Raw genomic sequence first — 18,641 nt, forward strand, 5'->3', positions numbered from 1 at the left:
CCCTCGCCCCCTTGGGGGAGAGGGCTGGGGTGAGGGGGTAAGCTCTTGATCTGCTGTTAATCCGCCAACTGCCGATTGGCATACATCCGGCACTCCGCCAACAACGCCAGCAAATTCGGATCCCGCTCCTTGGCCTTCAAGAACACCACGCCAATGTGCTGCTGCAACCGGTACTTCTCCTGCAACGGAATCAGCTTCACCCGATTCTCGTACACCGCCGCAATCCTTCCTGGCAGCAACGCATAACCCACCCCCGAGCTGACCATGCTCAGCAGCGTGAAAATGTCATTCACCTGCATCGCCACCTTCGGTTCGAACCCCGCCTGCCTGAACACCCGGATGCCGTCCTGATGGGTCGCGAAGCCTTGGGTCAGGGTGATGAACGTTTCATCGCGGACCTCGGCCAGATCGACTTCCTGACGCTGGGCGAACCTTGAATCTGCCGGCGTGGCGAGGAAAATGTCATCGGAGAACAGCGGGATCTGTTCGCAGTCCGGGTCGCTGACGCTGTCGTCCAGCGACACCAGGATCGCGTCGACTTCCATGTTCTTCAGCTTGTAGAGCAGGTCGATGTTCGAGCCGAGAATCAGGTCAATGTTGAGCTCGCTGCGACGGATCTTCAGGCCCATGATCAGTTGCGGTACGGTTTTCACCGTCAGCGAATACAGGGATCCGAGCTTGAAGCGTTCAGCGGAGAATCCGGCGGCTTCGCGGGTCAGGCGTACGCTTTCGACCACGTCCTGAATCAGCTTCTGCGCCCGTTCTTCGAGCACGTAGGCGCTTTCCAGCGGCGTCAGGTTGCGGCCTTCGTGCTTGAACAGCGGGCAGCGCAGAGCGCTTTCCAGCGAATGAATCGCCCGGTGCACGCTGACATTGCTGGTCTGCAACTCGGCCGCGGCGCGCGCCAGATTGCCGGTGCGCATGAAGGCGAGGAACACCTCGAGTTTTTTCAGGGTCAATTCTTCGTCGATCAGCATGGCGCGGACTCTTTTTGGTATCGACCGATTGTGCCCAATTACCGTGGCGTGCGCAGGTCCGCGTTGAACAGAAACATTGCGCTTTTACGCTCAAGGCCCGAGCCTTGCGCGCTGCGGTAACGAATATTGAGGTGAGCGACACATGTATCACGGAGAAAAACTCAACGCCTGGACGCATCTGGTCGGGGCAGTGGCAGCGTTTATCGGCGGCGTGTGGATGCTGGTGATTGCCAGCCTCGACGGCAGTCCGTGGAAAATTGTCAGCGTGGCGATCTACGCGTTTACCTTGCTGGTGCTCTACAGCGCCTCGACCGTGTACCACAGCGTGCGCGGGCGCAAGAAAGCGATCATGAAGAAGGTCGATCACTTTTCGATCTATCTGCTGATCGCCGGCAGTTACACGCCGTTCTGCCTGGTGACCCTGCGCGGGCCGTGGGGCTGGACGTTGTTCGGGATTGTCTGGGGGCTGGCGCTGATCGGCATCCTGCAAGAGATCAAGCCGCGCTCGGAGGCGCGGATCCTGTCGATCGTGATCTACGCGGTGATGGGCTGGATCGTGCTGGTGGCGGTCAAGCCGCTGATCGCAGCGCTGGGCACGACCGGGTTTGCCTGGCTGGCGTCCGGTGGCGTGTTGTACACCGTGGGGATCATCTTTTTTGCCCTGGATCACCGGTTGCGGCATGCGCATGGGATCTGGCATTTGTTCGTGATTGCCGGGAGTCTGCTGCACTTTGTGGCGATTTTGTTTTATGTCCTCTAGACACACCACCCTCCCTCTGTAGGCCTTCGCCAGCTCGCGATAGCGTCAGGTCAGGCGGCAGAGTTTTTGGCTGATCCACCGCCATCGCGAGCAGGCGAAGGCCTACAGGGGTACCAGTTCATCCAGTTGCTTTTTCGCGCGATCGCTGAATATTTGCAGCAGATGGTTGAGGGTATGCGGCGGTGGTTCGGTGGCGCGGGTCACGGCGTAAAGGGTGATCGGCAGCGGCGGGGCGAGGGGGCGGATAGTGGTGGTCGCCGACGAGGCACCCAGCGCCGTGAACGGGTCGATCACCGCGACCCCGGCACCGGACTCGACCATCGCTCGCGCCAGTGAATAGGTCTGCACGGCGATCCTCACCCGGGGCGGCGGCTCGACCGCTTCCAGATAGCTGTCCAGCCTTGCCGCCAGTGGGTCGGCACTGGACAAGCCAATCAGCGGCGCCCCCGCGAGCGCCATCAAGGGCAGCGGTTTGCCGACGTCTGCCAGCGGCCAGAAATCCTTCGGCGCCAACGCCACCAGCACACCTGCCGCCAATGGCTGCGCTTTCAGCCCCGGGTGATCCGGCAGTTGCAGGGTCAGGGCCACGTCCACTTCGCGCATCAGCAGGTTCTGCATCAACTCGCGGCTGTGGGCGCTGGACAGCTCGCAGGCGCTGTCCGGATAACGCGTCGTCCACTCATGAATCGCCGGTGGCAGCAACGACAGCGCCAGCGCCGGGGTCGCGCCGATACGCAGGCTGTGGCCCGGCTCGCGGCGCAGGCTCTGGGCCAGACGGCGCACGCCTTGCAAGCTCTCCGTGACCTTGTCGACCTCGCGTTCCAGCTCCAGCGCTTCCGGGGTCGCCTGCAACTTGCCGCGTACGCGCAAAAACAACGGGAAGCCCAATTGCTGCTCGGCGTGTTGCAAGACCTTGGTCACTGCCGGTTGCGAGACGTGCAGCAACTGCGCGGCCGCGCTGATCGAACCGGTCTGGCGGATGGCCTGGAAAATCTCGATGTGACGTAAGCGCATGACGAGTCCATAACCTTTGTTTATGGGGCGAACATCTTTATTCATTGTTCGCCGGCTGTCACCTGGCCCTAACCTCGGCCCCGTCTTCACAACGGTTTCAGGGACAGACATGGCTCAGCGTGTATGCGTCATCGGTGGTGGGGTGATCGGTCTGGCAACGGCGTATGCGCTGGTGCGCGACGGTTTTGAGGTGACGGTGATCGAAGCGCGGGATGCGCTCGGCGTCGAAACCAGTTTCGCCAACGGCGGCCAGTTGTCCTATCGCTATGTCGCACCGCTGGCCGATGCCGGGGTGCCGTTGCAGGCGCTGGGCTGGATGCTGCGCGGCGACTCACCGCTCAAGCTGCGCCCACGTCTGGATCCGGCGCAGTGGCGCTGGATGGCCGCGTTCCTCGGCGCCTGTCGCACTTCGGTCAACCGCGAGAACGCCGCGCATCTGTTGCGTCTGGCGCTGCTCAGCCAACGCACGCTGAAGCACTGGCGCGAGGATGACGGCCTGAGTGGATTCCACTGGCGTCGTAACGGCAAACTGGTGACCTTCCGCAACGCCGGCAGCTTTGAACATGCGCGCAAGGGCCTGGCCGACCCGCAGCAACAGCAGGTGTTGTCCGCTGCCGAATGCGCGCAACTGGAACCCGCGTTGGCCGACGCCGCGTTTGTCGGGGCGATCTACACGCCGGACGAAGAAGTGGGCGACTGCCATGGGTTTTGCCTGCAACTGGCCGCGCGATTGCGCGCCTCCGGGCGTTGTGAGTTTCGCCTTGGTCAGGCCGTGACCGGGATTCGCCACAGCAATGGCGCCGTCAGCGCTATCGAACTGGGTAGCGAAGTGCTGCCGGTTGAACAACTGGTGATCGCCGCCGGCCATCGCAGCCCACTGCTGGCGTTGCCCGGCCTGCGCCTGCCGCTGTATCCGCTCAAGGGCTACAGCCTGACGGTGCCGATCGGCGCTGAACATCGGGCACCGGACATGAGCATCACCGACTACGACCGCAAGATCGTCTACGCGCGCATCGGCGAACAGTTGCGGGTGGCGGCGATGGTCGACATTGTCGGTTTCGATCCGGCGGTCGATCCTCAGCGGCTGGCGCTGATCAAGCGTCAGGCGCGCGACACCTTCCCCGACGCCGGAAACTATGAGGCCGCCGTGGAATGGGCCGGTATGCGCCCGGCGACGCCCACTGGCGTGCCGCTGCTGGGTGCCACGGCGTATCGCAATCTGTGGCTGAACCTTGGCCACGGTGCGCTCGGTTTTACTTTGGCCTGTGGCAGCGGACGGTTGCTCAGCGAACTGATTGGCCAGCAACGTACCTCTATTGATCTGCACGGCTTCAATCCCCGTGCGGCGTGATTGACTGATGCTTCACCGTTCAAAAACAACAATGCCCACAACGGAGAATAACAATGCAAAAAATCACGTTGCTTGCCTGTACTTTGGGGCTGCTGCTCGGCAGTCAGGCTCAGGCCAATGAGGCGCCGCTGACCGGCACTCTTGGCAAAATCGCCAGCGCCAACAGCATCACCCTGGGTTATCGCGATGCGTCGGTGCCGTTCTCTTACGTGGGCGATCAGAGCGGTCAGCCGATGGGTTATTCGGTGGATCTGGCCGGCAAGGTTGTCGAACGTATCCGCCAGCAACTGGCGCGGCCGGAGCTGAAGGTGAAGTACAACCTCGTCACCTCGCAGACGCGCATTCCACTGGTGCAGAACGGCACGGTCGACCTTGAGTGCGGCTCCACCGGAGTCACCGCCGAGCGGCAGAAACAGGTGTCGTTCTCCTACGGGTTCATTTACGTCAAAGGGCAGTTGCTGACCGCCAGGGACAGTGGCATCCAGCGCTTCGACGATCTGCGTGGCAAGAACGTGGTGACCACGGCGGGCACCACCAACGAGCGCTATCTGAAGAGCTACAACCACGATCACAAGCTCGATATGTCAGTGATCAGCGCCAAGGATCATGGCGAGGCATTCCAGATGCTCGAGTCGGGGCGGGCGGTGGCGTTCTACATGGACGACGCGTTGCTCTACGGCGAACGGGCCAAGGCGCGCGATCCGCATCACTGGGTGGTGGTCGGGGAGGAGCAGTCGCGGGAGATCTACAGCTGCATGGTGCGCAAGGACGATCCGCAGTTCCTCGCGTTGGTGAATGGCGCGTTGGCTGACCTGTATCGTTCGGGGGAGATCAATGGGATTTACAAACGCTGGTTCGAACAGCCAATTCCGCCGAAGGGGTTGAACCTGGAGTTTCCGATGACCAGCGAGTTGAAGGCGATTATTGCCAAGCCTGTCAGTGATCCGGTGGAGTGACAGTTAGACCGAGGTGAAGCTTTTCGCGAGCAAGCTCGCTCCCACAGTGGATGTCCAGTGAGCACAAACTTTGTGTACACCCAAGATCTACTGTGGGAGCGGGCTTGCTCGCGAAGAGGCCCTAGAAATCACCCCAAAGCTGCTGGGCTACCGCCAGTGCAACCACCGGCGCCGTCTCGGTACGCAACACGCGCGGGCCGAGGCGGGCGGCGTGGAAGCCGTTGCCTTTGGCCTGCTCGACTTCGGCATCCGTCAAACCACCTTCAGGCCCGATCAGGAACGCCAGCGTCGCCGGTTTGGCATGGCTCACCAGCGGCTCCGCCACCGGGTGCAGCACCAGTTTCAACTGGGCTTCGGTCTGCTTGATCCAGTCAGCCAACAACACCGGCGGATGAATCACCGGCACCCGCGAACGGCCGCACTGCTCACAGGCGCTGATCGCCACCTGACGCCAGTGCAGCAGGCGTTTGTCGGCGCGTTCGTCCTTCAGGCGGACTTCGCAGCGATCACTGAAGATCGGGGTGATTTCATTCACACCCAGCTCGGTGGCTTTCTGGATCGCCCAGTCCATGCGCTCGCCCCGGGACAGGCCCTGGCCGAGGTGGATCTGCAATGGCGACTCGACCTGGCCGGCCAGTTGCTCGTCGATCTGCACGGTCACACGCTTCTTGCCGACGTCCAGCAGGGCGCCGCGAAATTCATGGCCGGAGCCGTCGAACAACTGCACCGCATCGCCCTCGGCCATGCGCAGCACGCGGCTGATGTAATGCGCCTGGGCTTCCGGCAGTTCGTGTTCGCCGGTGCTCAGGGGGGCGTCGATAAAGAAGCGGGACAGTCTCATTTCGGGTCTCTAAAAAATTGGCGCGTAGTCACTGTGATGAAGAGCTTTTGTGGTGAGGGGATTTATCCCCGATCGGCTGCGCAGCAGTCGTGAAATCAGAGAATGCGATCATTCTGGTTCACCGCGATTGCTGATTTTAGGGCGGCTTCGCCGCCCATCGGGGATAAATCCCCTCGCCACAGGGTTCTTTTCAAACCTTTAGATGGCAATCAGCCCGGATCGCGGAAGCCGGGGTGGAAATCTTTCGGCACAGCGACGCTGACGCTGTCACGCGTGGCGATGTCGATGCCTTCGCTGGCGACTTCGGCGAGGAAGTCGATCTGCTCCGGGGTGATCACGTATGGCGGCAGGAAATACACCACGCTGCCCAGCGGACGCAGCAGCGCGCCACGCTCCAAAGCATGCTGGAACACTTTCAAACCGCGACGTTCCTGCCAAGGGTAGGCCTCTTTCGTGGCCTTATCCTTGACCATCTCGATCGCCAGGACCATGCCGGTCTGGCGCACTTCCGAGACGTTCGGGTGATCGACCAGATGCGCGGTGGCCGAGGCCATGCGCTGGGCCAGGGCCTTGTTGTTCTCGATGACGTTGTCCTGCTCGAAGATATCCAGCGTCGCCAGTGCCGCCGCACAGGCCAGCGGGTTGCCGGTGTAGCTGTGCGAATGCAGGAAGGCGCGCAAGGTTGGATAGTCGTCGTAGAACGCGCTGTAGACCTCATCGGTGGTCAGGCATGCGGCCAGCGGCAGGTAGCCGCCGGTCAGGGCCTTGGACAGGCAGAGGAAATCCGGGCGGATGCCGGCCTGTTCACAGGCGAACATGGTCCCGGTGCGGCCGAAGCCGACAGCGATTTCGTCGAGGATCAAATGCACGCCGTAGCGATCGCAGGATTCGCGCAGCAGCTTGAGGTACACCGGGTGATACATACGCATGCCGCCGGCGCCCTGAATCAGCGGTTCGACGATCACTGCCGCGACGCTGTCATGATTTTCGGCCAGAGTCTGTTCCATGGCCGCGAACAGGTTGCGCGAATGTTCTTCCCAGCTCATGCCTTCAGGGCGCCCGTAACAATCGGGGCTCGGCACCTTGATGGTGTCCATCAGCAGGGCTTTGTAGGTTTCGGTGAACAGCGGCACGTCGCCAACGGCCATCGCTGCCATGGTTTCGCCGTGGTAGCTGTTGGTCAGGGTGACAAAGCGCTTTTTGTTCGGTTGGCCGCGGTTGAGCCAGTAGTGAAAGCTCATTTTCAGCGCGACTTCGATGCAGGACGAACCGTTATCGGCGTAGAACACCCGGTTCAGGCCTTCCGGGGTCATCTTCACCAGACGCTCGGACAGTTCGATCACCGGCTGATGGCTGAAACCGGCAAGAATCACGTGTTCCAGTTGATCGACCTGATCCTTGATGCGCTGGTTGATGCGCGGGTTGGCGTGGCCGAACACGTTGACCCACCAGGAGCTGACGGCGTCGAGGTAGCGCTTGCCTTCGAAGTCTTCGAGCCACACGCCTTCACCGCGCTTGATCGGGATCAGCGGCAGCTGTTCGTGGTCTTTCATCTGGGTGCAGGGATGCCACAGCACCGCGAGGTCGCGTTGCATCCACTGGTTATTCAGGCCCATTTACAGTCTCCTCGAGGCGGCTCGCGTCAGGCGCGGGCAAACAATCGCGCAAGCCTATGCAATGCATCGCGCCGGGACAACCCATTGCGTCGATTGAGCTACTTTGTATGGGCCGATAGACGTCGCTGGCGGCGTTTTGATGGCTGACGTATTCTTCGCGGTTCTTTGGGTCGTCTGACCCGCAAAACTGCTTTTTCCTACGTGTATTTCCGGAGTTCGCTGAATGTCTGTCGGTTGGCTGCGCGCCTGTGCGCTGGTGATGTTGGGGCTGTTCAGCGTTACGGCGCTGGCCAAGGATAAAACCGCAATCGTGATCGGCGGCGGCCTGTCGGGCCTGACCGCGGCTTACGAGCTGCAGAACAAGGGCTGGCAGGTCACCCTGCTGGAAGCCAAACCGAGCCTGGGCGGTCGCTCCGGCATGGCCACCAGCGAGTGGATCGGCAACGACAAGACCCAACCGGTGCTGAACAAGTACGTCTCGACCTTCAAGCTGGGCACCACGCCGGCTCCGGAATTCGTGCGTACGCCGGGTTATCTGATCGACGGCGAGTATTTCTCCGCCGCTGATCTGGCGACCAAGCAACCGGTCACCGCCGACGCCTTGAAGCGCTACCAGAAAACCCTCGACGATCTGGCGCGCTCGATCGACGACCCGCAGAACCCGGCGGCGACCAGCACGCTGCACGCGCTGGACCAAATCACCGTGTCGAGCTGGCTCGACAAGCAGAATCTGCCGGCCACCGCGCGCCAGTTGATCAACCAGGACATCCGCACCCACTACGACGAACCTTCGCGTCTGTCGTTGCTGTATTTCGCCCAGCAGAACCGCGTGTATCGCGGCGTCTCCGACCGTGACCTGCGTGCTTCGCGTCTGGTCGGCGGCAGTCAGGTGCTGGCCCAGGCGTTCGTCAAACAGATCAAGACGATCAAGACCAACTCGCCGGTGTCAGCGATCAATCAGGACAAGGACGGCGTGACCGTCAAGGTCGGCAGTGTTGGCTACCAGGCTGATTACGTCGTACTGGCCGTGCCATTGCGTGCGCTGAACAAGATTGCTTTGACGCCTGCGCTGGATGCCCAGCACCTGGCTGCGATCAAGGGCATCAACTACGGCTGGCGCGACCAGATCATGCTGAAGTTCAAGACGCCAGTCTGGGAAAGCAAGGCGCGCATGTCCGGTGAGATCTACAGCAACACTGGCCTCGGCATGTTGTGGATCGAGCCTGCGCTGAAGGGCGGCGCCAACGTGGTGATCAACCTGTCCGGCGACAACGCTCGCGTAATGCAGGCATTCGGCGACAAGCAGATGGTCGATCAGGTGCTGATCCGTCTGCACGCGTTTTATCCACAGGCCCGTGGCTCGTTCACCGGTTATGAGATCCGTCGTTACAGCACCGACCCGTCGATGGGCGGCGCCTACCTGGCTTACGGCCCGGGCCAGATCAGCAAGTTCTGGCGCCTGTGGGAACGTCCGCTGCAACGCGTAACGTTCGCCGGCGAACACACCGACACCCTGTACCCGGGCACTCTGGAAGGCGCACTGCGCACCGGTCAGCGTGCGGCCAGTCAGGTTGAAGATCTGGCAGCCGGCAAGTCGTTTGAACCGGTCAAAGTGGTTCCGGCTGCAGCAGCAGGCGCGGCAGGTGCCGTGGCGGCGAAGAAGGGCAACTTCTTCAGCAATCTGTTCGGTGGTTCGGATGACGAGAAGAAGCCAGAGCCTGTGAAGGCGCCTGAGCCAACTCCAGCTCCAGCGGCCCCAGCGCCTGCACCGGCTCCAGCCCCTGCGCCAGCTCCGGTGGAAGCACCGAAACCAGCCGCTCCGGAGAAAACCGAGCCGGCGAAGAAAGCGCCAGCCAAGCCTGCGGCGAAAAAGCCGGCGGCCAAAACCGACGCGAAGAAAGCCGCAGCCAAGCCTGCTGCGAAAAAGGCTGAACCGGCGAAGAAGCCAGCGGCCAAGCCTGCTGCAACGACCGAGACCAAGGCGCAGTAAGCCTTGCGGTGAATGAAGAAGCGCGGCTTTTATGCCGCGCTTTTTTTTGCCTGTAAGACCGCTATCGCGAGCAGGCTCACTCCTACAGGGGATCGCATTTCTCCAATTGGAATACGGCCAACTGTAGGAGTGAGCCTGCTCGCGATAGGGCCAGCTCTGCCAACAAAAATCCATTGCTTAGAAACAACATCCCGCCACACTTTTCCCTTTAATCTTTCCTTAACAAGCCACTTACAGACTCTTGATCGTATTTCTCGATACTTCAAAGCAAAATTTTCCGCTTTAATTCGATAGATAACTCGCTAGTCTTGGTTCGCAGTTCTCACAGGATTTGGGCAATGCAGCTACGTAACTCTTCTTCACGCTATGGTTGGGTCAGCATCTTCATGCACTGGGGCGTGGCGCTGGCAGTCTTCGGGCTGTTCGCACTGGGTCTGTGGATGGTGGGGCTGGATTACTACAGCAGCTGGCGCAAAGACGCGCCGGATCTGCACAAGAGCATCGGTCTGGTGTTGTTGGGTGTGATGGTGTTGCGGGTACTCTGGCGCTTTATCAGCCCACCGCCACCAACACTGCAAAGCTACAGCCGCATGACCCGCATTGGCGCCAAATTCGGCCACGGGTTTCTTTATCTGGCGCTGTTCGCTGTGATGATTGCCGGTTACCTGATTTCCACCGCAGACGGTGTCGGGATCCCGGTGTTTGGCCTGTTTGAAGTTCCTGCACTGGTCTCCGGGCTACCGGATCAGGCAGATACCGCTGGGGTGATTCATCTCTGGCTGGCGTGGGCGCTGGTAATTTTTTCCGGCCTCCATGCGTTGGCAGCATTGAAGCACCACTTTATCGATCGTGATGCGACCCTGACGCGAATGCTCGGTCGCAAAGCCTGAAATTCAACCTCGACTCAAAGGAAAAGAAAGCATGTTGAAAAAGACTCTGGCCGCTCTGGCAATCGGTTCGGCCGTACTGTCCGCGAACGTGATGGCTGCTGATTACACCGTCGACAAAGAAGGCCAGCACGCTTTCGTCGACTTCAAGATCAGCCACCTGGGCTACAGCTACATCACCGGTACTTTCAAGGACATCGACGGCAAGTTCAGCTTTGACGCTGCCAAGCCTGAAGACAGCAAAATCGAATTCAACGTGAAAACCGCCAGCGTGTTCACCAACCACGCCGAGCGCGACAAGCACATCGCCAGCAAAGACTTCCTGGACGTGGGCAAATACGCTGACGCCAAGTTCGTCTCCACCAGCGTCAAGTCCACCGGCAAGAACGCCGAGGGCAAAGACACTGCTGACGTGACCGGCAACCTGACGCTGCACGGCGTAACCAAGCCGATCGTGGTCAAGGCCACTTTCCTGGGTGAAGGCAAGGATCCATGGGGCGGCTACCGTGCCGGCTTCGAAGGCACCACCAGCATCAAGCGCTCTGATTTCGGCAAGATGATGGACCTGGGTTCACAGTCCGACAACGTCGACCTGTACATCTCGTTCGAAGGTGTGAAAGCGAAGTAACTTTCGCCGTCATGCAAAAACGCCCCCGGTCGCAAGGCCGGGGGCGTTTTTTATTGCCCGCTACAACCCTGATCCCTGTGGGGGCGGGCTTTTTGTGGTGAGGGGATTTATCCCCGATGGGTCGCGCTGCGGCCCCAAAAACTTCAACTGAGGGGTATCTGGCATACCGCGTTGAATGGTTTTGCGACTGCTTCGCAGCCGATCGGGGATAAATCCCCTCACTACAGGGTTGGTGTGCACAGGGGGGGATTCAGGGATATTCGTGGCGTCCATAAAAAATGCCCCGTCTCTTGCGAGGCGGGGCATTTTTCATTGCAGCGATAACTCAGCGATTGCGGGTCAGCAAGGCTGGTTTTTCGCCGCGCGGACGGGTCGGCAGTTGATCGAGCTGCTCAGGTGTCGGGAAGCGGTCAGCCTTGGACTCCTTGTGCATGATCTTCGGCCCGGTGCTGCGCGGGTTCTGTACGGCTGGCTCGCTACGTGGCTGATCGTCACGGGCAGGACGGCGGTTGCGCGACGACGAGGAAGACTCGTCACGACGAGCCGACTGACCATCACGCGGTGCGCCGTTGCGCGGGCCGCTGCGTTTGGCCGGCGGGGTGCCGGTGCTCGAACCGTTGCTGTTGCGCGGACCGTTCTGACGACCCTGCGACTGACCGCCGCGTGGTGCGCCCGAACCTGCGCCTGCGCCCTGAGCCGGTGCGCCTGGACGACGGCCGCGACCGCCAGCAGGAGCCGGCTTCGGCACGTAGTCAACGCGGTTACCGAAGTTGTCGATATCGTCGTCGAGGAACTCGTCCGGTGCGCGATCGGCAGCAGCACGTGGCGGCTGGCTTGGGCGCTGTTCACGGGCTGGAGTGCCTTCGCGCGGCTTCTGCTGACGGGCAGGACGCTCGCCACGTTCACCGGCCGGTTTTTCCTTGCCCTTGTCTTTGCCTTTGTCTTTACGACCGCCGCCACCGCCGCCATTCGGGCCGTCGCCGCGTGGGCCACGTGGATTGCGTGGATTGCGCACGTCCGGACGCTCACGCACTTCCGGTTTCTCGGCTTCAATGGTGCTCGAATCGAAGCCCATCAGGTCGCCGTCGGCGATTTTCTGCTTGGTCATGCGTTCGATGCTTTTCAGCAGTTTTTCTTCGTCCGGCGCAACCAGCGAGATCGCCTCGCCCGAACGACCGGCACGGCCCGTACGGCCGATACGGTGCACGTAGTCTTCATCGACGTTCGGCAGTTCGAAGTTGACCACGTGTGGCAACTGATCGATGTCCAGACCGCGAGCAGCGATGTCGGTGGCCACCAGGATACGCACTTCACCGGCCTTGAAGTCGGCCAGGGCTTTGGTGCGAGCGTTCTGGCTCTTGTTGCCGTGGATCGCCACAGCCGGCAGGCCGTGTTTGTCCAGGTACTCGGCCAGACGGTTGGCGCCGTGCTTGGTGCGGGTGAACACCAGCACCTGTTCCCAGGCGCCTGCGGTGATCAGGTGCGCCAGCAGGGCACGCTTGTGGCTGGCCGGCAGACGGAAGACGCGTTGTTCGATGCGCTCGACCGTGGTGTTCGGCGGCGTCACTTCGATGCGTTCCGGGTTGTGCAGCAGCTTGCCGGCAAGGTCGGTGATGTCTTTGGAGAAGGTCGCCGAGAACAGCAGGTTCTGACGCTTGGCTGGCAGACGCGCGAGGACTTTCTTCACGTCGTGCACAAAACCCATGTCGAGCATGCGGTCGGCTTCGTCGAGGACGAGGATTTCGACGTGGGACAGGTCAACGCTGCCCTGGCCGCAGAGGTCGAGCAAGCGACCCGGGCAGGCAACGAGCACGTCAACACCACGGGACATGGCCTGAACCTGTGGGTTCATGCCGACGCCGCCGAATATGCAGGCGCTGACGAATTTCAGGTCACGGGCGTAGATCTTGAAGCTCTCGTGAACCTGGGCCGCGAGTTCGCGGGTCGGAGTCAGAACTAGTACGCGCGGTTGGCGCGGGCCATGACGCTGGGATTTGTCCGGGTGACCGTTGGGGAACAACCGCTCCAGGATCGGAAGGGCGAAACCGCCGGTTTTACCGGTACCTGTCTGTGCCGCAACCATCAGGTCGCGACCTTGCAACACGGCGGGAATGGCCCGCTGTTGCACCGGAGTAGGCTCGGTATAGCCCGCATCTTCGATGGCACGGACTAAAGCCTCGGAGAGACCGAGGGAAGCAAAGGACATGAGTAATCCTGTTTTAGTTAGGGCTTGGCCCAATGGGAGTCTTGCCTGGCGCGAATCGCGTTTAAGAGGACGCGATCCCGTCCGGTCCAGCTGCGGTCTCGAAGGCACGTCAGGAGCGCTCGCGCGGGCTGAAAAGCTGCGCTGTAGCGGGTCTAGAGGCCTGTTACGGTTCCGGGCGTCCGGGCGTGAGCCTGGCGGGAACGCCGGAGTATAACAGAGCAATCACTGCGCGCTGCTTTCCTGCTGCTCAACGGTTTTGCGGCTGGCCGAGGCGTTGCCCAGCGGCGCGGTGCCGGCCGGTGCTGCGCCGTAGCGTGCGCTCAGCTCGGCATAGGCCGGTTCACGCTTGAAACGCTTGAGTTCGGCGCCGAAACGCTGCACCAGTAGATCCATCCCGGCATTGCGTCGAACCGCCAGAAATTGGCTCTGACGACTAATTACGGTGGGGTTTTCGGTGATCTGATCGCGGATATTCAGTTGATCGAGCAAATGCTGACCCACACGGCGATCGGTGATCAGCAAGTCGATGCGCCCGCGCAGCAGTTTGCCGAAGTTCGCCTCGTGGGTTGGCGCCGGTTCACGGGTGAACAGCAAGGATTCGCTGAAGTCCGGGCTGTACAGATATCCCGGCGAGGTGCCGATGGTCAGGCCTTTGAGGTCTTCGAGCTTATGGAACGGGTGCGGGCGGTCGTTGGCGTAGAACATCACGAACTCGACGTCCGACAGCGGTTCGCTGGGGTAGAGCAGGGTGGCGTCGCGTTCGGCGCTGTGAAAGATGTCCAGCGCGCCGTCGGCCTGGCCGGTTTCAAGCATCGACAGGCAGCGCTTCCATGGCAGGAACTGCCACTCGACCTCGATCCCCAGGCGCTTGAACACAATGGCAGTGGTTTCGTAGTCCAGCCCGAGGTTCTTGCCGCCCTCTTCGTAGACATAAGGCGCCCATGGCTCGGTGACAATACGCAACTTCTCGCCCCGAGCGGCAAAGCTCAGGCAAGCAAAAACCAGCACGGCGAATAACTGCGTGATCAAAGGCATGGCTTGAGATTACGACGAGAAACGCGAAAGAGCCAGAAAGTGGCTGCACAAGCTCTGTTTCGGGCGTTAAAAGAAAAAGATCGCAGCTTCTGGCAGGGTTCGCAGGGCCGGAACACTGTCAAAAATTGCGATCTTTGGGTCTTGCTCGGGTGTTGCTTAGCGCGGCAGCTTCAGGTTGTTCCAGATCGCCAGGCTCGGTTCGGCCTGGTTCATGGAATAGAAGTGCAACCCCGGTGCGCCACCCTGCAGCAGACGTTCGCACATTTCGCTGACGACCTGCTCGCCAAAGCGCTGAATGCTTTGGCTGTCATCGCCGTAGGCTTCCAGTTGCTTGCGGATCCAGCGCGGGATTTCCGCACCGCAGGCATCTGAGAAACGTGCCAGCTTGCTGTAGTTGGTGATCGGCATGATCCCCGGCACGATCGGCAGATCGACACCCTGCGCCTGCAAACGGTCGACGAAGTAGAAGTAGCTGTCGGCGTTGAAGAAGTACTGGGTGATCGCGCTGTCGGCACCGGCGCGGGCCTTGCGCACGAAGTTGGCGAGATCGTCTTCGTAGTTGCGCGCTTGCGGATGCATCTCCGGGTAAGCGGCGACTTCGATGTGGAAGTGATCACCGGTTTCTTCACGAATGAATTCCACCAGTTCATTGGCGTGACGCAGCTCGCCGCTGGTCATGCCCATGCCGGACGGCAGGTCGCCGCGCAGGGCAACGATGCGCTTGATACCGGCTGCCTTGTACTCGTTCAGCAGGCCGCGCAGGTCGTCCTTGCTGTCGCCGACGCACGACAGGTGCGGTGCGGCCGGTACTTTGACTTCGCTTTCCAGTTGCAGAACGGTGTTGAGGGTGCGATCCCGGGTCGAACCACCAGCGCCATAGGTGCAGGAAAAGAAATCGGGGTTGTAAGTGGCCAACTGACGGGCAGTGGCGAGCAGTTTTTCTTGCCCAGCATCGGTCTTGGTCGGGAAGAACTCGAAGCTGTAGCGACGGTCTTGGGACATGGTCATACCCTTGGAAACAAGAACCTTCGAGGCGCTGCAATCCCGTGTGGGAGCGAGCCTGCTCGCGAAAGCGGTGGGTCAGACAACACGGATGCCGAATGTTGAGACGCCTTCGCGAGCAGGCTCGCTCCCACAGGGAGAGCGAGCAAGCGCCTGTTAGTAGCGGTAAGCGTGCGGCTTGAACGGGCCTTCGACGGTCACGCCGATGTAGTCAGCCTGTTGCTTGGTCAGTTGAGTGACCACGCCGCCGAAGCCGCGAACCATTTCCAGGGCCACTTCTTCGTCGAGTTTCTTCGGCAGTACTTCAACGGTCAGACGCTCGGCTTTCTGGGCTGGCGACAGGTCGGCGTACTTCTGGCCGAACAGGAAGATCTGCGCCAGAACCTGGTTGGCGAACGAACCGTCCATGATGCGGCTTGGGTGGCCAGTGGCGTTGCCCAGGTTCACCAGACGGCCTTCGGCCAGCAGGATCAGGTAGTCGTCGTTCTGCGCGTCGAATGCGCCCGGGCCGGTACGGTGGATCTTGTGTACCTGTGGCTTCACTTCTTCCCATGCCCAGTTCTTGCGCATGAAAGCGGTGTCGATTTCGTTGTCGAAGTGACCGATGTTGCAGACAACAGCACGCTTCTTCAGCGCTTTGAGCATGTTCGCGTCGCAAACATTGACGTTACCGGTGGTGGTCACGATCAGGTCGATCTTGCCCAGCAGCGCTTTGTCGATGCTTGCTTCGGAACCGTCGTTGATACCGTCGATGAACGGCGAAACCAGTTCGAAACCGTCCATGCAGGCCTGCATGGCGCAGATCGGGTCAACTTCGGAGACTTTGACGATCATGCCTTCCTGACGCAGGGACTGGGCCGAGCCCTTGCCCACGTCACCGTAACCGATGACCAGCGCTTGCTTGCCGGACAGCAGGTGGTCGGTACCGCGCTTGATCGCATCGTTCAGGCTGTGACGGCAGCCGTACTTGTTGTCGTTCTTGGACTTGGTTACCGAGTCGTTGACGTTGATGGCCGGGATGCGCAGTTCGCCCTTGGCCAGCATGTCCAGCAGACGGTGTACGCCGGTGGTGGTTTCTTCGGTCACGCCGTGAACGCGATCCAGTACTTGTGGGTACTTGTCGTGCAGCAGCTGGGTCAGGTCGCCGCCGTCGTCGAGGATCATGTTGGCGTCCCATGGTGCGCCATCCTTCAGGATGGTCTGCTCCAGGCACCACTCGTACTCTTCTTCAGTCTCGCCTTTCCAGGCGAAAACCGGGATGCCGGCAGCAGCGATAGCGGCAGCAGCCTGATCCTGAGTCGAGAAAATGTTGCAGGACGACCAGCGTACTTCGGCACCCAGGGCAACCAGGGTTTCGATCAGCACGGCAGTCTGAATGGTCATGTGGATGCAGCCGAGGATCTTGGCGCCTTTCAACGGCTGTTCGCCGGAGTACTTGCGACGCAGACCCATCAGGGCCGGCATTTCCGACTCGGCGATGATGGTTTCGCGACGGCCCCAGGCAGCCAGGGACATGTCGGCAACTTTGTAATCGTTAAAATCGGCAGGCGTGATAACAGCGCTCATGAAGAGCCTCCATTCGTAATGTATGCGAATGGGCGCCGTTGTGCGTTTAGTGTCTGGCCTGAGCCAGTCAACGCCCCATCCGAGCCTGACAGGTTGAACCTGCTGCAGCGCCCCTCGGACAGGTGGCGGGAAAACGGTACCAATTGAAGATGACCGTTTTGAAACGGTGGCGATTATAGCCGTCTAGACTGATCTTCCAAAGGGTTTCTGTCGGCCAAATGAAGATCGCTAATAGCGACCATAGTAGAAGGCTCATGGAGCCTGACCGCTCGGTCTGCCAAGATGGCGTCATCTTTCGGCAAACGCTCAGGAGTGAACATGAATTTCCACACCCGCAAATGGGTAAAACCCGAAGACCTGAACCCCAACGGCACCCTGTTCGGCGGCAGCCTGTTGCGCTGGATCGACGAAGAAGCGGCGATCTACGCCATCGTCCAGTTGGGCAATCAGCGCGTGGTGACCAAGTACATTTCCGAGATCAACTTCGTCAGCGCCTCGCGCCAGGGCGACATCATCGAACTGGGCATCACCGCCACCGAGTTTGGCCGTACCTCGATCACCCTGACTTGCGAGGTGCGCAACAAGATCACCCGCAAGAGCATCCTCACGGTGGAGAAGATGGTCTTCGTCAACCTCGGTGAAGACGGTCTGCCGGCACCGCACGGGCGCACTGAAATCAAATATGTGAAAGATCAGTTTCAGGAAGATGAATTAGTCACCAAGTGACATCGGCGGTGCGCCCTTCGCGAGCAAGCCCGCTCCCACATCAGACCGCGTGCTGCCCCGCATCTCGGTCAACTGTGGGAGCGGGCTTGCTCGCGAATGCGGTTTTGTATCCACCGAAGATTCATCTGCTCAGTGAACAGCTGTGAACGGCGGGGGTCGTAGCTAAAAGCCCCCCACGGTTCCCACGCCATGAGCACCCCGACAGACGGCAAGACCCCCGACCTCTCGGCCCAGGAGCAACACGAAGTCGAGAAAAACCAGCCGCCGCGCGCGGCGGTTCTGCATGAAATCATCCGCACCCAGGGCGACCAGGAGCTGGAGCGCAGCATTGCTGCATTGTGGTGGTCGGCGCTTGCTGCCGGGCTGACCATGGGCCTGTCGCTGATGGGCATGGGCCTGCTCAACTCACGCCTGCCCGAGGGCGACGAATTCAAGGTGATCGCCAGTTTCGGTTACTGCGCGGGTTTCCTCGCGGTGATCCTCGCCCGTCAGCAGCTATTCACCGAAAACACCCTGACTGCGGTCCTGCCGGTCATGACCAAACCAACGATACGCAACTTCGGTCGGCTGATCCGGTTGTGGGGCGTGGTGCTGTTCGGCAACCTGTGCGGCACGATTCTGGTGGCGTACGTGATGCTCGAGTTGCCGATCTTCGACAGCAAGACCGATCACGCCTTCCTTGAAATCGGCCGCAAGGTCATGGAAAACCACGCCAGCCAGATGTTCGCCAAGGGCATCGTCTCCGGCTGGATGATCGCCACCATGGTCTGGATGATCCCGTCCATGGAGAGCGCCAAGATGTGGATCATCATCCTCATCACCTATTTGATGGCGCTGGGCGACTTCACCCACATCGTGGTCGGTTCGGCGGAAGTGTCGTATCTGGTGTTTGCCGGCGAATTGCCGTGGAGTGATTTCTGGAGGGTGTTCGCCGGGCCCACGCTGGCGGGGAATATCATCGGCGGCAGTTTCATTTTCGCACTGATCAGCCATGCGCAGATCCGCAGCGAGAGCGGGGCGCCAAAGACTGATAAACCAGACTCTGACGAACCCCGCGAGGATGACGCCGACAGCAAGGCCAAATAG

At 60.7% G+C, this 18,641-nt stretch carries 16 protein-coding genes and 1 riboswitch; of the genes, 8 read left to right on the forward strand and 8 right to left on the reverse strand.

Features of this window, described 5'->3' with window-relative positions; translation table 11 throughout:
- Positions 1-56: 56 nt before the first annotated feature.
- Entirely contained in the window at positions 57-977 is a 921-nt protein-coding gene (locus PseAD21_RS21655; protein WP_102357717.1) for a LysR substrate-binding domain-containing protein, read from the reverse strand.
- A gap of 142 nt (positions 978-1,119) precedes the next feature.
- On the opposite strand from PseAD21_RS21655, the gene PseAD21_RS21660 reads away from it, so the two are divergent.
- The gene (locus PseAD21_RS21660; RefSeq protein WP_047596560.1) at positions 1,120-1,737 is read left to right on the forward strand and encodes a hemolysin III family protein; all 618 of its coding nucleotides are present in this window, start codon (positions 1,120-1,122) and stop codon (positions 1,735-1,737) included.
- A gap of 102 nt (positions 1,738-1,839) precedes the next feature.
- Here PseAD21_RS21660 and PseAD21_RS21665 read toward each other — a convergent pair whose 3' ends face one another.
- Positions 1,840-2,751, reverse strand: a complete 912-nt coding sequence (locus PseAD21_RS21665) for a LysR family transcriptional regulator (protein WP_102357719.1) — start codon at positions 2,749-2,751, stop codon at positions 1,840-1,842.
- 109 nt (positions 2,752-2,860) lie between these two features.
- On the opposite strand from PseAD21_RS21665, the gene PseAD21_RS21670 reads away from it, so the two are divergent.
- Positions 2,861-4,102 (forward strand): D-amino acid dehydrogenase, encoded by a 1,242-nt coding sequence (locus PseAD21_RS21670; protein ID WP_102357720.1) that lies wholly within the window; start codon positions 2,861-2,863, stop codon positions 4,100-4,102.
- 53 nt (positions 4,103-4,155) lie between these two features.
- The gene (locus PseAD21_RS21675) at positions 4,156-5,058 is read left to right on the forward strand and encodes a transporter substrate-binding domain-containing protein (RefSeq protein WP_102357722.1); all 903 of its coding nucleotides are present in this window, start codon (positions 4,156-4,158) and stop codon (positions 5,056-5,058) included.
- Positions 5,059-5,179: 121 nt separating this feature from the next.
- Here PseAD21_RS21675 and PseAD21_RS21680 read toward each other — a convergent pair whose 3' ends face one another.
- Complete coding sequence (locus PseAD21_RS21680; RefSeq protein ID WP_102357723.1) at positions 5,180-5,899, reverse strand: 16S rRNA (uracil(1498)-N(3))-methyltransferase; 720 nt, start codon at positions 5,897-5,899, stop codon at positions 5,180-5,182.
- Positions 5,900-6,108: 209 nt separating this feature from the next.
- The gene (locus PseAD21_RS21685; protein ID WP_102357725.1) at positions 6,109-7,515 is read right to left on the reverse strand and encodes an adenosylmethionine--8-amino-7-oxononanoate transaminase; all 1,407 of its coding nucleotides are present in this window, start codon (positions 7,513-7,515) and stop codon (positions 6,109-6,111) included.
- Positions 7,516-7,738: 223 nt separating this feature from the next.
- Between PseAD21_RS21685 and PseAD21_RS21690 the strand changes: the two genes are divergently transcribed.
- From PseAD21_RS21690 to PseAD21_RS21700, 3 genes are all read left to right on the forward strand, one after another.
- A complete protein-coding gene (locus PseAD21_RS21690) occupies positions 7,739-9,505 on the forward strand; it encodes a flavin monoamine oxidase family protein (RefSeq protein ID WP_102357726.1) in 1,767 nt (588 codons plus the stop codon).
- A gap of 338 nt (positions 9,506-9,843) precedes the next feature.
- A complete protein-coding gene (locus PseAD21_RS21695) occupies positions 9,844-10,395 on the forward strand; it encodes a cytochrome b (RefSeq protein ID WP_025109173.1) in 552 nt (183 codons plus the stop codon).
- A gap of 31 nt (positions 10,396-10,426) precedes the next feature.
- A complete protein-coding gene (locus PseAD21_RS21700; protein WP_102357728.1) occupies positions 10,427-11,020 on the forward strand; it encodes a YceI family protein in 594 nt (197 codons plus the stop codon).
- A 325-nt stretch (positions 11,021-11,345) separates the two neighbouring features.
- Here the strand turns inward: PseAD21_RS21700 and PseAD21_RS21705 are convergent, their stop codons facing one another.
- From PseAD21_RS21705 to ahcY, 4 genes are all read right to left on the reverse strand, one after another.
- Entirely contained in the window at positions 11,346-13,226 is a 1,881-nt protein-coding gene (locus PseAD21_RS21705) for a DEAD/DEAH box helicase (protein WP_102357729.1), read from the reverse strand.
- Positions 13,227-13,448: 222 nt separating this feature from the next.
- Positions 13,449-14,261: an ABC transporter substrate-binding protein gene (locus PseAD21_RS21710; protein ID WP_102357731.1), complete on the reverse strand. Its 813-nt coding sequence runs from the start codon at positions 14,259-14,261 to the stop codon at positions 13,449-13,451.
- A 156-nt stretch (positions 14,262-14,417) separates the two neighbouring features.
- On the reverse strand, positions 14,418-15,263 hold the full coding sequence (gene metF / locus PseAD21_RS21715) for a methylenetetrahydrofolate reductase [NAD(P)H] (RefSeq protein WP_102357770.1): 846 nt from the start codon (positions 15,261-15,263) through the stop codon (positions 14,418-14,420).
- A 156-nt stretch (positions 15,264-15,419) separates the two neighbouring features.
- Positions 15,420-16,829 carry an adenosylhomocysteinase gene (ahcY, locus tag PseAD21_RS21720; protein WP_102357732.1) on the reverse strand — a complete coding sequence of 470 codons (1,410 nt, stop codon included), beginning with the start codon at positions 16,827-16,829 and terminating at the stop codon, positions 15,420-15,422.
- A 23-nt stretch (positions 16,830-16,852) separates the two neighbouring features.
- Positions 16,853-16,951, reverse strand: a riboswitch (S-adenosyl-L-homocysteine riboswitch).
- A gap of 196 nt (positions 16,952-17,147) precedes the next feature.
- On the opposite strand from ahcY, the gene PseAD21_RS21725 reads away from it, so the two are divergent.
- Positions 17,148-17,555, forward strand: coding sequence for an acyl-CoA thioesterase (locus tag PseAD21_RS21725; protein WP_016984776.1), 408 nt, complete (start codon positions 17,148-17,150; stop codon positions 17,553-17,555).
- 189 nt (positions 17,556-17,744) lie between these two features.
- Complete coding sequence (locus PseAD21_RS21730) at positions 17,745-18,641, forward strand: formate/nitrite transporter family protein (protein ID WP_102357734.1); 897 nt, start codon at positions 17,745-17,747, stop codon at positions 18,639-18,641.

Origin of the sequence: Pseudomonas sp. AD21, assembly GCF_002878485.1 — a bacterium.
Taxonomy (GTDB): Bacteria; Pseudomonadota; Gammaproteobacteria; order Pseudomonadales; family Pseudomonadaceae; genus Aquipseudomonas.

What these genes read in the sequence shown, in the direction of transcription:
- PseAD21_RS21695 (WP_025109173.1), top strand. Translation starts at nt 9,844, where the DNA reads ATGCAGCTACGTAACTCTTCTTCACGCTATGGTTGGGTCAGCATCTTC.
- PseAD21_RS21705 (WP_102357729.1), bottom strand. Translation starts at nt 13,226, where the DNA reads ATGTCCTTTGCTTCCCTCGGTCTCTCCGAGGCTTTAGTCCGTGCCATC.
- PseAD21_RS21660 (WP_047596560.1), top strand. Translation starts at nt 1,120, where the DNA reads ATGTATCACGGAGAAAAACTCAACGCCTGGACGCATCTGGTCGGGGCA.
- PseAD21_RS21690 (WP_102357726.1), top strand. Translation starts at nt 7,739, where the DNA reads ATGTCTGTCGGTTGGCTGCGCGCCTGTGCGCTGGTGATGTTGGGGCTG.
- PseAD21_RS21700 (WP_102357728.1), top strand. Translation starts at nt 10,427, where the DNA reads ATGTTGAAAAAGACTCTGGCCGCTCTGGCAATCGGTTCGGCCGTACTG.
- PseAD21_RS21675 (WP_102357722.1), top strand. Translation starts at nt 4,156, where the DNA reads ATGCAAAAAATCACGTTGCTTGCCTGTACTTTGGGGCTGCTGCTCGGC.
- PseAD21_RS21725 (WP_016984776.1), top strand. Translation starts at nt 17,148, where the DNA reads ATGAATTTCCACACCCGCAAATGGGTAAAACCCGAAGACCTGAACCCC.
- ahcY (WP_102357732.1), bottom strand. Translation starts at nt 16,829, where the DNA reads ATGAGCGCTGTTATCACGCCTGCCGATTTTAACGATTACAAAGTTGCC.
- PseAD21_RS21655 (WP_102357717.1), bottom strand. Translation starts at nt 977, where the DNA reads ATGCTGATCGACGAAGAATTGACCCTGAAAAAACTCGAGGTGTTCCTC.
- metF (WP_102357770.1), bottom strand. Translation starts at nt 15,263, where the DNA reads ATGTCCCAAGACCGTCGCTACAGCTTCGAGTTCTTCCCGACCAAGACC.
- PseAD21_RS21685 (WP_102357725.1), bottom strand. Translation starts at nt 7,515, where the DNA reads ATGGGCCTGAATAACCAGTGGATGCAACGCGACCTCGCGGTGCTGTGG.
- PseAD21_RS21710 (WP_102357731.1), bottom strand. Translation starts at nt 14,261, where the DNA reads ATGCCTTTGATCACGCAGTTATTCGCCGTGCTGGTTTTTGCTTGCCTG.
- PseAD21_RS21680 (WP_102357723.1), bottom strand. Translation starts at nt 5,899, where the DNA reads ATGAGACTGTCCCGCTTCTTTATCGACGCCCCCCTGAGCACCGGCGAA.
- PseAD21_RS21730 (WP_102357734.1), top strand. Translation starts at nt 17,745, where the DNA reads ATGAGCACCCCGACAGACGGCAAGACCCCCGACCTCTCGGCCCAGGAG.
- PseAD21_RS21670 (WP_102357720.1), top strand. Translation starts at nt 2,861, where the DNA reads ATGGCTCAGCGTGTATGCGTCATCGGTGGTGGGGTGATCGGTCTGGCA.
- PseAD21_RS21665 (WP_102357719.1), bottom strand. Translation starts at nt 2,751, where the DNA reads ATGCGCTTACGTCACATCGAGATTTTCCAGGCCATCCGCCAGACCGGT.